The following is a 15,412-nucleotide window of genomic DNA, read 5'->3' on the forward strand; positions in this document are numbered from 1 at the left end:
AAATTCATCAAACTGCTACACTAGCACGCCTTTTTGGGCTCGCAATCGAGCTCATTGGCCAAGCTCATTAAGCAACTAGGTGTTGATGGATGCCCTCCCAGTCTGTTTCTTCCTCTTTGACGGCAGATGTCGTCGTTCTGGGGGCCGGTGCCGCCGGCCTGATGTGTGCAGCCACAGCTGGCTATCAAGGTGCACGCGTGCTGGTCATCGATCACGCTAAAAAGCCAGCAGGCAAGGTGCTGATGTCAGGTGGCGGCCGCTGCAATTTCACCAATCTCAATACCACACCGGCACACTATCTCAGCCGCAATCCTCATTTTTGTAAATCCGCCCTGAAACGCTATACCCCACAGGACTTTGTTGAACTGGTGGAACGCCACGGTGTTGAGTATGTCGAGAAGAATCCAGGCCAGCTGTTCTGTGCAGAATCGAGTAAAGAAATCCAGCGTGTGCTGCTGACTGAGCTTGAATGGTCGGGGGCACAGCTGCATCTGCGTACCCAACTCGAAGCCGTCCAACCGCGTGCTGATGGCGTGCTGCTGCACACTTCGCTGGGCCAGATTGATGCTGGAGCCTTAGTGATTGCAACCGGTGGGCTCTCGATCCCGACCATGGGGGCCACAGGTATTGGCTATACGTTGGCACGCCAGTTTGGGCTCGAAGTCCTGCCAACCCGTGCAGGGCTCGTGCCTTTAACCCTGCATCCTGAGCACAAACATCTGTTTGCGCCCCTCTCTGGCCTCAGTTGTCCTGTGGCCATCCATGCAGGCGGCCACACCTTCACCGATGATCTCTTGCTGACGCATCGCGGACTCTCTGGACCGGCCGTGCTACAAGTATCCAACTTCTGGCAAGAAGGACAGGAAGTCAGCATTAACTGGCTGCCGGATCTTTGTGTCAGCACTGCTCTACGCCAAGAACGCCAACAAGCCGCTAAGGCAGGCTTAGCCGCCTGGTTAGGACGCCATCTGCCCAAGCGTCTGGCGGCCACGCTCTACGAGGAGATCACCCTCCATCATGACCCCCTTCCGGCCCGCCTTGCCGACTTGTCGAATGAACGGATCGATCAACTCGCCAATCACTTGCAAAACTGGGTGTTCAAGCCAGCAGGCAGTGAAGGCTATCGCACGGCTGAGGTCACGCTAGGGGGCGTCGCGACTGAACAGATTTCTTCACAAAACTTTGCCGTTCAAGGGCTGGAAGCTGTGCGCTTTATTGGCGAGGTATTAGATGTCACCGGCCAGCTGGGTGGATTTAACTTCCAATGGGCCTGGGCTTCTGCTGTGGCCTGCGGACGTAGTTTTTAAAACACAATCTGCTTAAAATACAAGGCCCTGATGCGCATCAAACATCTCATCCAACCTCTGCGGCAGACTCGGTAAGACCGACTCATCATCTTCTACATCACCTTGGAGCCTGCATGTCGCCACAAAAAGTCGTTGTGCTCACTGGGGCTGGTATTTCAGCTGAATCAGGCATCGCCACCTTTCGCGATCAACAAGGACTGTGGGAAGCGCATCGCATTGAAGATGTCGCCAGCCCTGCTGGGTTTCAGCGCAATCCGCAATTGGTTCTTGATTTTTATAATCAGCGTCGGGCGCAGCTGCTTGATCCTGGTCTGCACCCCAATGCAGCCCATCTGGCCTTGGCAGATTTTGAGCAGCAGTGGTGTGCTTTGGGTGGTGAATTCACCCTGATCACCCAGAATGTCGATAACCTCCATCAGCGCGCCGGTAGTGAACGCCTGATCTGCCTGCATGGACAACTGCAGAGTGCCCTCTGCCCCTTGAGTCGCCAGTCTCATCCATGGACAGGCCCGCTTCAGCTCGGTGATCTCTGCCCTTGCTGTCGGCCGGCACAACAACTAAGACCCGATATTGTCTGGTTTGGTGAAATGCCCTATCACTTCGATGCCTGCTTGAGCGCAGCGCAGCAGGCGGATGTGTTTATCTCCATTGGCACCTCAGGGCAGGTTTATCCTGCCGCCGGGCTGATGGAAGAAGCGCAACAGGCATGGAAGGTAGAAGTCAACCTTGCTCCCACGCGCAAGGATTGGGATCTTGGCCTTTATGGTCCTGCCTCGGAAGAACTGCCTGTGTATCTGACTCAGCTCCTTGAAGCAGCCAGCACGCGATACACGCCCTGAAAGCGAAAACAACAATGCTCGCCCTGCCAGGCTTCGATCACCAGCTCAACACCTGGGCGGGCGCTTTGCTGCGGGTCGAGCGTCTCAACCCAATCATCGTGCAACGGCTGCGCCCGTAGCGTGAAATCCCCCTCAATCGGCGCCAGATAAGTCTGCTGTGCACTTTTGACCACCACTGGGACGCAGGGCTGTTTACTCTCCCACATCAGACGCGTCCAACACCAGCCTAAAAGCGTTGCCAGACCCACGACACCACCACCAAAAGCCGTGCCCTTATCATTCACCAGTGGCGCTAATGCCAAATGCATTGTTAAACAAGGCGATGTCGCTGATGCCTCCCAGCCTAATTGCTGAATGCCCATCGCCTGCGTCAGAGGAATCTGCTGATGCAGCTGCTCAAGAAAAGTGGCATCCATCACCGGCAGGCTCGCCATAGGATCACTCGTCGACATTTAAGCCTCCTGTTGCGGCCACTGCTGCACAAAATCAGCCACATGACGCTCCGGCAAAACCTTACGTCGCCCTTGCGGTGTCCCGAGGTAGAGAAAACCCACCAAAGATTCCTGCTCAGTCAAACCAAGACGCTCTTTGACCAGTGGATCAAAACACAACCAGCCGCTGCGCCACAACCCAGCAAAACCCAAGGCTTCTGCCGCCAGTAAAAGCCCATGTGCTGCACAGCCTGCTGAAAGCTGCTGTTCGATCTCTGGCACCTTTGGATGCACCTGACAGGCCGCCACCACGGCAATCACCAATGGCGCACGCTGCGGCATACGCTGGATTTTATCGAGATCAGCCTCTGGTGTAGCAGGATCTTGTGCCAACTGCGCCTGAACAAAAATCTCGCCCAGACTGAGCAAAGCCGATCCTCGAAACTCAATAAAGCGCCAAGGTGTTAAACTTGCATGATCTGGCGCACGCAAAGCGGCCTGATACATCTGCGCCATAGCCTCTCCCTCGGGAGCAGGAGACAAGAGCCGAGGATGGGAGTTACGCTTAAGTAACAGTTCTAAAGCTTGCATACATTCACTCCTGATGTGCATTGTGTCATCATCGCTGACTTGCAGCGCGGCGGACTGCGGCTTACTCTTGAAGCCTGGATGCGCGGATGCGCTTTCCTCTTTTTGTTCAATTAAGGACTGAGACTCATGGTGTTATCTCCACTCGCGGTTTTACTGGTTGCCCAGCTGGGTATTCTGCTCTTGGGGACAGCCATCTATCAAAGCCTCAAGAACTGGCGCTTGATGAAGGAACTCGCGGTGTTCAAAGCAGCAGCACCCAGTGCCCTTTCCTCTGACGCTGAACCCCAGATCAACCTGGATCAAGCGGAACGCCTGCTCAACCGCTTGCAGCAAGGCTATGCCGATATCGAGGATTATGCGCCAGCCAGTCAAGGTCTCTGCGAGGAACAACTGCAGCTACTGGATAACCTCGCTGACTGCCTAGGCCTGCAACTGGGCTCGGCACGAAAAAGCGCACCTGCCATGGCTCCCGTCGAACCCAGCATAAGCATGCCGCCACCCAGCGCACCTGAGTCAGACGATATTATCACTCAAGATCAGATCGATTCAGTACTGGGCAGTGATTTTGACGCTGAAATCGATGACGCCATCGAGCTGGATGAGCTGGGGCTGGATGAGATAGAAACCACCAGCGCCGAGATTGAGGCTGATGACACTGAGCTACCTGATGATACCTTGCAGGCCATTCTCGATAGCCAAGATGACTTTGACTTCTCTGATCTGGAAAGCGAACTGCTCGATACTAAAAAATAATGCTGAGCGCGGAAGGCGCGGTGTTGATCAACACTGCCGCTGCCTCCCGCCGCTCTTGCTCAACCTGTCAGCTTGAATCTTAATGGCGTATGCCACGGCCTTTTTCAAGCAGATACAGCGCCAAACTAAAAAACACCACAATAAACAAGCTAATTGCACTCAGTGCGGCCCAAGGGTTGATATCTGAAACGCCCAAAATCCCATAACGGAAGGTATTGACCATATAGAGGATCGGGTTCAATAAGGACACGCCCTGCCAGAAATCAGGCAGCAAATGGATTGAGTAGAAAACACCACCTAAATAAGTCAGTGGCGTCAGCACAAAGGTGGGGATGATCGCAATATCATCAAAGCTGCGCGCAAAAAGCGCATTAATAAAACCGCCAAGTGCAAAAAGTACGGCAGTTAAAAAGACCACCAGCAGCGTCAAACCAAGGTGATGCACTTGTAGATCAGTGAAAAACAGCGCCAAAATGGTCACGACCAACCCGACAATCAGGCCTCTGGCCACGCCACCAAGCACATAGCCAGTCAGGATCACCCAGCTGGGCACAGGCGAGACCAGCAGCTCTTCAATCGAGTGCTGAAACTTGCTGCTGAAAAATGACGAGACCACATTCGAATAGCTATTGGTGATCACCGACATCATGATCAAACCCGGCATAATAAACTGCATATAGGTGAACCCACCCATCTCACCAATACGACTACCAATCAAGCTACCAAAAATCACAAAGTAGAGCGTCATCGTGATGGCTGGTGGCAGCAAGGTTTGCGGCCAAATACGGGTAAAACGCCGAATTTCTTTGCGCAGAATCGTTAAAAAAGCAACACGGTACAAACTGATATTCACTGACTTCTCCTCAGAAGGGATAGCGCGCGGACAGATAAAGCGGGGAACACAGGTTAAGCCGGCTGAGCCTGAGCCGCACGAAAATCGCTGGCTGGTGTTTTCTCAACCAGTGCAACAAAAAGCTCTTCAAGACGATTGGCTTTATTGCGTAGACTAACAATCTCTAAACCCTGCTGATCCAACTGGCGAAAGAGCTGATTCAGGCTCTGGCCTTTCTCGACCACCACTTCTAAACAACGTTGATCAAGCAAACGCAGCGCAAACCCATCCAGATCTGGGCACTCAGCCAGCGGCTGACTCAGATCGAGCATAAAAGTCTCACGATTCAGCTCACCGAGGAGATTCTTCATACTGGTGTTTTTGACGATCTCGCCTTGATCAATAATCGCAATATTGCGGCACAGGCTTTCTGCTTCTTCCAAATAATGGGTGGTCAAAATGATCGTGGTCCCCTGGCGGTTGATCTCCTGCATAAAGCCCCACATCGACCGACGCAACTCGATATCCACACCTGCCGTGGGTTCATCAAGGATCAAGAGACGAGGCTGGTGCACCAGCGCACGGGCAATCATCAGACGGCGTTTCATCCCACCGGAGAGCATGCGCGCCTGTTGATGACGCTTCTCCCACAAACCAAGATCCTTCAACAGCTGATCACAGCGCGGCTGGGCCTCAGCTGGAGTCAACCCATGGTAGCCTGCTGAAGTCAGCACGATATCTTCAATTTTCTCAAATACACCAAAGTTAAACTCTTGCGGCACCACGCCAATCATGCGCTTGGCTTCGGCGAAGTTTTCATCAATATCAATACCAAACAGCTTGACCTGTCCTGCTGTTTTGCGCACCAAAGAGCAGACGATACCCAGCGTCGTCGACTTACCGGCACCGTTGGGCCCCAGTAGCGCAAAAAAATCACCTTCCGCGACACTCAAATCTATCCCTTTAAGTGCTTGATGCCCGTTTTGATAGGTTTTCGTTAAACCCTGAATGGATAATGCTTGCATAGATTTCTCTTGCTCTTAATGGCTCTGGCTTTTTCAAAAGTCCGGCCCTCACAAGGACGGCAAGGGACAAGGAGGCGGTTCAGAGGAGGGGAATCCACCCACGAAAGCAGGTGGATTCAGGTCAGGTTCACAGCGGAGAGAGCAAAAAAGAATTAAAACGCAGGAACCACCGCACCCTGATAACGCTCTTCTATAAATTGGCGCGAAGTTTCACTTTTCAAGGTATTGACCAGCACTTGCAGTGCAGGATCTTCAGCGCGATCACGATGCACAACCAGGATGTTCACATAGGGAGATTCCGCACCTTCAATGACGATCGCATCAGCTGCCGGATTCAAACCCGCTTCCAGCGCATAGTTGGTATTGATCAACGCCAAATCCACCTGATTCAACACGCGTGGCAGTGTCGCGGCTTCCAACTCACGAAAACGCAAGCGCTTGGGATTATCGATAATATCGCGTGGCGTGGCCGTAATGCCGGCTTCTGGATTCAGGCGAATCAATCCCGCCTCTTGCAGCAACAGCAAGGCACGACCACCATTGGTGGCATCATTAGGCACAGCTATCTGCGCGCGCTGGGGTAAATCCTCTAAGCTGGTGTAGCGCACTGAATAGGCACCAAAAGGCTCTACGTGAACACCGGCAAGGCTGACGAGCTGGGTGTTACGGCTGGCATTAAAGTTTTCCAGATAGGGCAGATGCTGGAAAAAGTTGGCATCCAAGCGCCCTTCATTCACCTGAGTATTCGGTTGGACATAATCGGTAAACACACGCACTTCAAGATGTATGCCCTGCTCCGCCATAGCAGGACGCAGGTGCTCTAAAATTTCAGCATGGGGAACGGCTGTTGCGGCAACACGCAGGGTTTCAGCTTGTAAACTAAAAGCCGCAAGGGCTAAAAAAGTGGCCAGAACTTTCTTCACAGGACATCCTCTTCTATGAGATCAACGAGATAAAAACACCAATGGTTTGATTCTAACTAAAAACCCAGCACAAGAGTAGGCTATTCACCGCTCTTGCAACAGGGCGGCATAGATTAACGACGCGAATAGCGCACTACCAAACGATCACCAAGGGTTTGGATCAACTGCACCAATAGCAGCAACAGGACCACGGTAATCACCATCACATCGGTTTGGAAGCGCTGATAACCAAAGCGAATCGCCAGATCACCAAGGCCACCCGCACCGACCACCCCAGCCATCGCTGTATAAGACACCAAGGTAATCGCCGTGACGGTAATCGCAGCAATAATGCCGGGGCGAGCTTCAGGCAGCAAGGCATAGAAAATAATCTGGCGCGTGGTGGCGCCCATCGCCTGCGTGGCTTCAATAATCCCCCGATCCACCTCGCGCAGCGCTGTTTCTACAAGACGCGCAAAAAAGGGCGTGGCACCCACAACCAAAGGAGGAATCGCACCCCAGACACCCAGCGATGTTCCAACCAGCATCACGGTGAGCGGAATCATCACAATAATCAAAATGATAAAGGGCAAAGAACGCAAAATATTGGTGACTAAAGACAGTACGGCATACAAGGGCTTGTTCTCAAACAGCTGCTTGGGGCCTGTTAAAAACAAGATAATCCCCAAAGGCAAGCCAAATACCAGAGTAAAAAGCAGCGAGCCACCCAGCATCACTAGCGTTTCACCCGTGGCCCAGCTTAAATCATACCAATCTACATTACTCATTAACGCCGCCAGTTGCTCCATTAGTTCATCGCCTCCAGCGTCACATCAGCCTGTTGTAGTTTTTCCAGCACCTGCTGGGCATTACCACCATGAAAAGCCACCAATAGCTGGCCGTAGGGCGTAGATTTAATACGATCTATCCGCCCGGAGAGCAAGGTAAAATCAGCCTGGGTTTCTTTGGCTATCTGCGCCAGCAGTGGCTGATAGGTTGCCTCCCCTTGAAAGGTCAGACGATAGACCTGCCCTTCTACCTTGGAGAAATCTTCGATCAGCGCCTGCTCATCCAGCTGCTCAGCCTCATAAACAAAACGCCGCGTCGTAGGATGTTGCGGATGCAAGAAAACCTGCGCCACGGGGCCTTCTTCAACAATATGCCCCTTGTCCATCACAGCAACGCGATCCGCCACCTTGCGCACCACTTCCATCTCGTGCGTGATCAACACCAGTGTCAGTTTCAGCTCTTGGTTGATTTCGAGCAGCAAATCCAGCACCTGCTGCGTGGTTTCTGGATCGAGTGCACTGGTGGCCTCATCACAGAGCAGAATTTTGGGGTCGGTCGATAAGGCCCGTGCGATGCCCACACGCTGCTTTTGTCCACCAGAAAGCTGGGCTGGATATTTTTTAGCGTGATCTTCCAAGCCTACCCGGCGCAATAGCTGGGCAACCTTCGCCTCGATTTCCTTAGCGCTATGCTGACCTGCCAAGCGCAGCGGCATGGCAATGTTATCGGCGACAGTTTGTGAGCTCAGCAGATTAAAATGCTGGAAGATCATCCCGACGCCTTGGCGGAACTGACGCAGCCCAGCCGCATCCAGCTGCGTGACATCGACACCATCGACCCAGAGCTGACCGCCACTGGGTGTTTCCAGGCGATTAATTAAGCGTAACAGGGTACTCTTGCCTGCTCCGGAATGGCCGATCAAACCATAAATCTGACCGCGCGGGATCGATAGCTGGCAAGGATGCAGCGCAGTGATCGCCTGCCCTTTCACCAGATAGGTTTTATGAATATTTTGAAATTGAATCACGCTCAGTCTAACCTTATGAGTCATCTAAAAAAGAGAGCCTGAACGAGGAGATCCGCTCATGCCCCAAGGTTTTATTCCACCGGAAGATTTTCCTCTTGCGCCACCCTTGGCTGAGGTACCACAAGAAGACCAACTCTATCTTGCAGGCGGCTGCTTCTGGTGTGTAGAAGCCGTCTTTGCGCAGCTTGATGCTAACCTGAAGCTGGTGAGTGGTTACTGCGGTGGCACGGCAGAAACTGCCACCTATGAGCAGGTGTGCCGCGGCCAGACTCAGCATGCCGAGACACTTCAGATCACCTTTTTGCCCAACCAGATCAGCCGTGAAGCCCTGCTGCGTGTATTTTTCAGTCTTGCCCACGACCCGACCCAGTGGCAACGTCAGGGGGGCAGACCGTGGACCGCAATACCGATCAGCGATCTTTTATCGTCACACGGCCGAAGAGCAGCAGTTACGCGCCTACATAGACCAGCTGAATGCCCTGCCCGCCTTTGCACAACCCATTGTCACGCAGCTTGAGCCTTTTGCAGGTTTTTTCCCAGCAGAAATCGAGCACCAAGGCTATGCTGCCCGCCACCCACAACAGCCCTATATTCAAGCCGTGGCCCAGCCCAAGGTTGAGGCAGTGCGTGCTTTTCTTCAGCGCCAGTAGCAGTCAGCAAGACACAGCTTCAGCAACCGACAAGCCAAACAAGAACCCAACAAGAGCAAGGGAGCCTGATCATGGCTCCCTGCTATTGTGCTGCTCAAGGCACAAGAAACACGACTAGTCGTCAATCGCCTCTGCTGCGCTATCGGCTGCTGGTGCATCGCTCACATCCGAGGTGGCTGCTGCATCTTCTTCCAGCTCGGCCTCGTCTTCATCTACATCCTGTACACGGACAGTACCACACAGCTGCTCATCATCACTCAAGCTGATCAGCTTCACACCCTGAGTATTGCGCGAGGTAATCGACACTTCATCAACCCGCGTGCGTACTAGCGTACCGCGATCGGTGATCAGCATCATTTCCTCACCATCTTCGACCTGAATCGCCGAGACCAAAGCGCCGTTACGCTCACTGCATTGCATCGCAATCACACCTTGACCCCCGCGCCCTCTGAGAGGGAAGGCTTCAAGACGGGTGCGCTTACCATAACCATTTTGCGATGCCGTCAAAATATAAATCGGACGCGCATCCTGCTGCTGGGCATCCACCTGGCTGGTTTGCGTCTCAGTGATCGTTTCAGCTTCACCTTCTTGATCACCTTCCTCCGCCTCCACCCAGGTGGATCGAGGAATGATCAGGCTGATCACTTCAGCCTCATCAGGCAAACGCACGCCCCGGACACCCCGAGCAGTCCGGCCCATCGCACGTACTTGGCTTTCTTCAAAGCGAATGGCTTTGCCCGCACTGGTCAAGAGCAGCACATGGTCTTCACCTTGTGTAATCGCCGCGCCAACCAAACGATCGCCTTCATCCAGATCCAGCGCAATCAGGCCACTAGAACGCTGACGCGAGAATTGATCCAGGCTGGTTTTCTTGACGGTTCCGCGTGAAGTCGCCATAAAAATAAAATGATCTTCACGGTATTCACGCACCGGCAAAATGGTGGTGATCCACTCGCCTTCTTCTAGGGGCAACAGGTTGACCAGCGGACGACCACGCGATCCACGCGTACCAGAAGGAATATCGTAGACCTTGAGCCAGTAGACCTTGCCACGAGTCGAGAAGAGCAACACCGTATCATGGCTAGAAGTCACCAGCAGATGCTCGATCACATCCTCATCCTTCATCGCGGTGGCTGACTTGCCGCGACCACCCCGACGCTGGGCACGATAGTCACTCAAAGGTTGAGACTTGGCATAACCGGAGCGGGAGACGGTGACCACTCGCTCTTCTTCGGCGATCAGATCTTCCATCGAGAAATCTTGGCGGCTGGCAATGATCTCACTGCGACGCGGATCGGCATATTCAGCGCGAACCTGCTGCAGCTCTTCACGGATCACCTGCATCAATAAGGCTGGATCAGCCAGAATCGCCAGATACTCAGCAATCTTGACTAACAGCTCTTGGTATTCAGCCAGCAGCTTTTCATGCTCCATGCCCGTCAGGCGATGCAGACGCAGGTCGAGTATCGCCTGAGCTTGCGCTGGAGAAAGACGATATTGATCCTGCTGCTCGCTCAAACCCAAGCCTTCTGGCAGGTCATCTGGCTGGCAGGCCGTAGCACCGGCTTTTTCCAGCATCTGCACCACCTGTCCGGGCACCCAAGCTTGCGCCAGCAAAGCAGCCTTGGCCTCGGCCGCAGAAGGTGAAGCCTTGATCAGGGCAATCACTGGATCGATATTGCTCAGCGCAATCGCCAGACCTTCCAACAGGTGGCCTCGCTCTTTGGCTTTGCGCAGCTCAAACACAGTACGTCGTGTGACCACTTCTTGGCGGTGACGAACAAAGGCTTCGAGCAGCTGCTTTAAATTCAGCAGCATCGGCTGACCGTCTTTTAAGGCGACGATATTAATGCCAAAAACATTCTGCAAGGCCGTTTGGGTAAACAGGTTGTTGGCGAGGACTTCAGGCGATTCGCCTTTTTTGACCTCGACCACGATGCGCATGCCCTCTTTGTCTGACTCATCGCGCAGCTCGGCGATACCTTCGATCTTCTTCTCTTTGACCAGCTCTGCTATGCGCTCAATCAAGCGCGCCTTATTGAGCTGATAAGGAATCTCAGTAAAGACCAAGGCCTCACGATTGCCAATCGTCTCAATATGGTGCTTAGCACGCATATAAATCCGACCGCGCCCAGTGCGGTAGGCTTCGACGATGCCGGCACGACCATTAATAATCGCGCCAGTGGGGAAGTCAGGGCCAGGGATATATTCCATCAACTGATCAATGGTGAGTTCTGGCTCATCAATCAAGGCCAAGCAGCCATCGACCACCTCACCCAAGTTGTGTGGCGGAATGTTGGTGGCCATACCGACCGCGATCCCAGCAGAGCCATTAATCAGCAGATTCGGAACACGTGTTGGCAGCACTGCAGGGATCTTCTCTGTGCCGTCATAGTTATCGACATAGTCCACGGTTTCTTTTTCTAAATCCGCCAGCAGCTCGTGACTCATTTTGGTCATGCGGATTTCGGTGTAACGCATCGCCGCAGCGGAATCACCATCAACCGAACCGAAGTTACCCTGACCATCGACCAGTAGATAACGCAAGGAAAAAGGCTGAGCCATCCTGACGATGGTGTCGTAAACAGCAGAATCACCGTGAGGGTGATATTTACCGATCACATCACCGACCACACGGGCCGACTTTTTATAGGGTTTGTTCCAATCGTTTTTGAGCTCGTGCATGGCGAAGAGCACACGCCGGTGCACAGGCTTGAGACCGTCACGCACGTCTGGCAGGGCGCGTCCGATGATGACGCTCATCGCATAGTCTAAATAGGATTGCTTGAGTTCATCCTCAATATTGACTGGATGGATCTCTTTTGCGATTTCAGCCATGCATCTTCGTCCTTCTGAGGTTAAATAGAGATGGTGCCGATTATACCCTTTTGTCGCGCTCAGGTCATCGCACAGGAGACTGTTTCAGTTGATCGAAATCCAGTAAGATGAAGAACATAGAGTCTTTGCTTTCTATACTACTGAATCCACCCCCACAAAAAAGGAGTCTGTCGATGAGCAGCTCAAGTGAAATTGACAAAGCCCGCGCTCTTTCTGAACTCAGGCAGTTTCTGAAAAAGCTCCTACTGGAGCCCGGCACGCTCGAAAAAACACTCGAGATAGCCCAGCGTCACTATGGCGATCATAAGATGCTCGATAAGGTTGCTGAAGACATCAGCAGCGAAACACTGGTTAAAATTTCTGAGGACCCCAAAGAACGTACGCTGGCAGACACCTTGTTTTTGGATCTACTCAAAGAAGTGGTGGAAGAAAGCAAAGCACTGTATTAAGACGAGCGCGGCCAAGGCGATAGACCCTGTCGCCTGAACCGCGATCGAGGACAAGGACTCAAAGACGAGGAGAGGCGTCGTGTCATTCGCTTCTGTGCTTGGACTCAGCGTTTTATTGCTGACGCATCTCATCAGCCCGTGGCTGCTGCAACACTCGCATCGCGCAGGCTGGCTGGCCCCTGTAGCAGGTGGTGTTTCAGTTAGCTATGTCTTTTTACAGCTGCTACCAAAACTCACCTACAGCGATCATCTCTTAACCGAAACAGCGCGCCAGATGGCTGCACGCTGGCAACATCATGGGTTTCTGCTCGCCTTAATCGGACTGATTTTATTTCTTGGCTTAGATCGCAGCAGCCGCCAGCACACATCTTGGATACGCGTACAACGCGCCCATCTGCTCCTTGGCATCTACAGCCTTTATAACTTTATCATTGGATATTTGCTTCCCGCCCACTATGCCCTAGGTGGCACGCGCTCGACTTTTTTGTTCAGCCTTGCCATGGCTTTGCATTTTTTCCTGATTCATCATCTGCTCGCCCCTTCTTTTTCTGCCGGCAACACACGCATCGCGCAAATCAGCTTTGCCGCTTTTTGCTTGCTAGGCTGGATGAGCGCAACGCTGCTTCCCATCAACTGGGTGTTTCTTGCCTTGCTCCTCTCCATTTTGGCTGGTGCGATGATCCTGTTGACGCTTAAGGAAGAAATACAAGAAGAGAGCTTGCAGCGCTTCGGCTTATTCATCCTTGGCGCTGCTGGCTATACGCTACTGGTGATGCGGATTTAGGACCAACCTTGCTGCCGCTGTATCTGAGTATGTCCAAGACGGGACACCAGCTGCTGCACAACCCCTTCGGTCGCTGCGACCAAGTCGATATCAGGACGCCAATCAGCAAGGCGTGCTGTCTTTAAGCCTGCATAGCCACAGGGATTAATCCGCTCAAAAGGCTCTAAATCTGGCGCAACATTCAAGCTCAGGCCATGAAAACTGCAACCACGGCGCACTTTCAAGCCAAGCGCCGCTATTTTTGCGCCCTCGACATACACGCCGGGCGCATCAGGGCGCGCATAGGCCTCGACCCCCAACTCAGCCAAATAGGCCACGAGGCTTTGCTCGATCAAATTAACAAGATCGCGCACGCCATAGTGAAGACGCTTGATATCCAGCAGCAGATAGATGACCAGCTGCCCCGGACCGTGCCAGGTCACTTGTCCACCACGATCCACCTGCACCACAGGAATATCACCCGGATTGAGCAGGTGCTCTGCTTTGCCTGCCAAGCCCTGAGTAAACACCGAGTCATGCTCCAAAATCCACAACTCATCGGCTGTATCGGCAGTACGCTGCTCTGTAAAGGCCCGCATACGCTCCCAAGTTGGCGTATAAGGCTGACGCCCCAAATGACGCTCGATCAAGGCAGATTCCACCATGATCACAGCACCATATGCACACGACCTGTTGCTTTTAAGGCCTGAAACAAACGATCCAGATGCGCTGGACTCTCCGCCTTCACGGTCACCCGGACCGATTGGAAACGGCCATTTCGACTGTCGACCACCGTCACGCTCTGTTGATGATATTCAGTGGCTTCTCCAACTAACACATCAAGGATGCTGACTTTAAAATCTGGCGCCGCTTCTCCCATCACCTTAATTGGATAATCACAGGGGAAATCAATTTTAGGCGCATTGGCTTCAACACTAGGATTAGAGTTCGACATACTTTTCACACCTACATACTGGGCCAGACAAGAAGACCAGGTCCGCCTTATCAAAGCCATCTAAAAATAAAAAAGAGAGGCTGTTTTTAGCCTCCCTTCTGCCACATGAGCGCTGATCAGAGACTCCCTTAGCTCAGCAGCCCACTAAAGAACATAATCAGACTATGCCATAAACGCTTGAAAAAACCACCGCGCTCGAGGTTCTCCAAAGCAAAGACAGGTTCTTGCTTGACCACCTCACCGTTGAGGCTGATCACCAGTTGACCCACCTGATCACCCACCACCAGCGGGGCCTGTAAATTGGGATGAAGGACGATCTCAGCCTGGAGCTGCTCCTGCGCGCCACGCGGAATTGTGGCATAGAGATCTTCCGTCAGGCCAACACGCACCGAGGTACGCGCTCCCTTCCACACCCGCGCCTCATCCAGATCCTGATAGGCCTGATAGAGACGGGGGGTCTCAAAATAGCGAAAACCATAACTCAAAAGCTTCTGGCTTTCTTGCGTCCGTGCTTCATCACTACGCGTTCCCATCACCACCGAGATCAAGCGCATATCATTACGCACAGCAGAGGCCGCTAAACAGTAGCCTGCCTCACTGGTATGGCCGGTTTTCAATCCATCCACACTGGCATCACGCCACAATAAGCGGTTGCGGTTGGTCTGACGGATATTATTAAAGGTGAACTCTCTTTCTGAGTAGATCGAGTAGTGTTCTGGGTAATCCATGATTTTCACGCGTGACAAGATGGCCAAATCACGTGCTGTGGAGTAGTGGTTCTCATCTGGCAGGCCAGTTGAATTCATAAAGTGGGTGTTGGTCATGCCCATCAAACGCGCGTGCTGGTTCATCAAATCAGCAAAAGCCGTTTCGCTGCCGGCCAAATGCTCGGCCACGGCTACGGAAGCATCATTGCCGGATTGAATAATCACCCCGCGCAACAAATCTTCAATCGAAACAAAAGTGCCTTCTTGGACAAACATGCGGGATCCGGGCATACGCCAAGCGCGTTCGCTGATGCGCACCATATCATTCAGCTCGACGGTTCCCTGATGAATCTCATACTCCAGCAGATAACTGGTCATCATTTTGGTCAAACTGGCAGGCGGCAGGCGCTCATCCGCATTATGCTCAGCAATCACCGCACCACTATGAGCATCGATCAGAATCCATGAAGAAGCAGCCAGCTGTGGGGGTGCAGGAATCATCACCTGCGACGCCCACCCCATCGAGCTCACCAATAACCAGCCACTGAGCACCC

17 protein-coding genes and 1 pseudogene are annotated in these 15,412 nt (G+C 52.9%); 7 read left to right on the plus strand and 11 right to left on the minus strand.

The features are described from left to right. Positions 1-89 precede the first annotated feature (89 nt). Together V6U78_RS08505 and V6U78_RS08510 are read left to right on the plus strand one after the other, a co-directional pair. A complete protein-coding gene (locus V6U78_RS08505) occupies positions 90-1,307 on the plus strand; it encodes a BaiN/RdsA family NAD(P)/FAD-dependent oxidoreductase (RefSeq protein WP_405339396.1) in 1,218 nt (405 codons plus the stop codon). Positions 1,308-1,420: 113 nt separating this feature from the next. Next, positions 1,421-2,146 (plus strand): NAD-dependent deacylase, encoded by a 726-nt coding sequence (locus tag V6U78_RS08510; protein WP_405339398.1) that lies wholly within the window; start codon positions 1,421-1,423, stop codon positions 2,144-2,146. Here the strand turns inward: V6U78_RS08510 and V6U78_RS08515 are convergent. Together V6U78_RS08515 and V6U78_RS08520 are read right to left on the minus strand one after the other, a co-directional pair. After that, the gene (locus V6U78_RS08515; RefSeq protein ID WP_405339400.1) at positions 2,107-2,598 is read right to left on the minus strand and encodes a YiiD C-terminal domain-containing protein; all 492 of its coding nucleotides are present in this window, start codon (positions 2,596-2,598) and stop codon (positions 2,107-2,109) included. The genes V6U78_RS08510 and V6U78_RS08515 overlap by 40 nt on opposite strands. Beyond that, positions 2,599-3,168 (minus strand): nitroreductase family protein, encoded by a 570-nt coding sequence (locus V6U78_RS08520; protein WP_405339402.1) that lies wholly within the window; start codon positions 3,166-3,168, stop codon positions 2,599-2,601. A 126-nt stretch (positions 3,169-3,294) separates the two neighbouring features. Here V6U78_RS08520 and V6U78_RS08525 point away from each other — a divergent pair, with 126 nt between their 5' ends. Further along, positions 3,295-3,921 (plus strand): hypothetical protein, encoded by a 627-nt coding sequence (locus V6U78_RS08525; RefSeq protein ID WP_405339404.1) that lies wholly within the window; start codon positions 3,295-3,297, stop codon positions 3,919-3,921. A 79-nt stretch (positions 3,922-4,000) separates the two neighbouring features. Here V6U78_RS08525 and V6U78_RS08530 read toward each other — a convergent pair whose 3' ends face one another. The 5 genes from V6U78_RS08530 to V6U78_RS08550 form a co-directional block, all read right to left on the minus strand. After that, the gene (locus tag V6U78_RS08530; RefSeq protein WP_405339406.1) at positions 4,001-4,774 is read right to left on the minus strand and encodes an ABC transporter permease; all 774 of its coding nucleotides are present in this window, start codon (positions 4,772-4,774) and stop codon (positions 4,001-4,003) included. A gap of 53 nt (positions 4,775-4,827) precedes the next feature. After that, a complete protein-coding gene (locus tag V6U78_RS08535; RefSeq protein WP_405339408.1) occupies positions 4,828-5,778 on the minus strand; it encodes an ABC transporter ATP-binding protein in 951 nt (316 codons plus the stop codon). Positions 5,779-5,930: 152 nt separating this feature from the next. After that, complete coding sequence (locus V6U78_RS08540) at positions 5,931-6,701, minus strand: MetQ/NlpA family ABC transporter substrate-binding protein (RefSeq protein ID WP_405339410.1); 771 nt, start codon at positions 6,699-6,701, stop codon at positions 5,931-5,933. 113 nt (positions 6,702-6,814) lie between these two features. Next, positions 6,815-7,489, minus strand: coding sequence for a methionine ABC transporter permease (locus V6U78_RS08545; RefSeq protein WP_452312089.1), 675 nt, complete (start codon positions 7,487-7,489; stop codon positions 6,815-6,817). Further along, positions 7,489-8,496 (minus strand): methionine ABC transporter ATP-binding protein, encoded by a 1,008-nt coding sequence (locus V6U78_RS08550; protein ID WP_405339412.1) that lies wholly within the window; start codon positions 8,494-8,496, stop codon positions 7,489-7,491. Before V6U78_RS08550 ends, V6U78_RS08545 begins: the two co-directional genes overlap by 1 nt. Before the next feature lie 58 nt (positions 8,497-8,554). Between V6U78_RS08550 and V6U78_RS08555 the strand changes: the two are divergent. Together V6U78_RS08555 and V6U78_RS08560 are read left to right on the plus strand one after the other, a co-directional pair. After that, positions 8,555-8,803: pseudogene (locus V6U78_RS08555) on the plus strand (peptide-methionine (S)-S-oxide reductase); the annotation flags it as partial. A 43-nt stretch (positions 8,804-8,846) separates the two neighbouring features. Further along, positions 8,847-9,146: a peptide-methionine (S)-S-oxide reductase gene (locus V6U78_RS08560; protein ID WP_405339414.1), complete on the plus strand. Its 300-nt coding sequence runs from the start codon at positions 8,847-8,849 to the stop codon at positions 9,144-9,146. Between the two features lie 114 nt (positions 9,147-9,260). On the opposite strand, the gene gyrA is transcribed toward V6U78_RS08560, so the two are convergent. Beyond that, on the minus strand, positions 9,261-11,984 hold the full coding sequence (gene gyrA / locus V6U78_RS08565) for a DNA gyrase subunit A (RefSeq protein WP_405339416.1): 2,724 nt from the start codon (positions 11,982-11,984) through the stop codon (positions 9,261-9,263). Positions 11,985-12,157: 173 nt separating this feature from the next. On the opposite strand from gyrA, the gene V6U78_RS08570 reads away from it, so the two are divergent. Together V6U78_RS08570 and V6U78_RS08575 are read left to right on the plus strand one after the other, a co-directional pair. After that, positions 12,158-12,433 carry a hypothetical protein gene (locus tag V6U78_RS08570; protein ID WP_405339418.1) on the plus strand — a complete coding sequence of 92 codons (276 nt, stop codon included), beginning with the start codon at positions 12,158-12,160 and terminating at the stop codon, positions 12,431-12,433. 79 nt (positions 12,434-12,512) lie between these two features. Next, positions 12,513-13,217: a hypothetical protein gene (locus V6U78_RS08575; RefSeq protein WP_405339420.1), complete on the plus strand. Its 705-nt coding sequence runs from the start codon at positions 12,513-12,515 to the stop codon at positions 13,215-13,217. Here V6U78_RS08575 and lipB read toward each other — a convergent pair. The 3 genes from lipB to V6U78_RS08590 form a co-directional block, all read right to left on the minus strand. Then, positions 13,214-13,861 (minus strand): lipoyl(octanoyl) transferase LipB, encoded by a 648-nt coding sequence (lipB, locus tag V6U78_RS08580; RefSeq protein ID WP_405339422.1) that lies wholly within the window; start codon positions 13,859-13,861, stop codon positions 13,214-13,216. The two genes, V6U78_RS08575 and lipB, sit on opposite strands and share 4 nt — an antisense overlap. A gap of 2 nt (positions 13,862-13,863) precedes the next feature. Beyond that, a complete protein-coding gene (locus V6U78_RS08585; protein WP_405339424.1) occupies positions 13,864-14,151 on the minus strand; it encodes an HP0495 family protein in 288 nt (95 codons plus the stop codon). 128 nt (positions 14,152-14,279) lie between these two features. Beyond that, complete coding sequence (locus V6U78_RS08590) at positions 14,280-15,380, minus strand: D-alanyl-D-alanine carboxypeptidase family protein (RefSeq protein WP_405339519.1); 1,101 nt, start codon at positions 15,378-15,380, stop codon at positions 14,280-14,282. Between the last annotated feature and the right edge of the window lie 32 nt (positions 15,381-15,412).

This window comes from Marinospirillum alkalitolerans, assembly GCF_045055655.1.
Taxonomy (GTDB): domain Bacteria; phylum Pseudomonadota; class Gammaproteobacteria; order Pseudomonadales; family Halomonadaceae; genus Marinospirillum; species Marinospirillum alkalitolerans.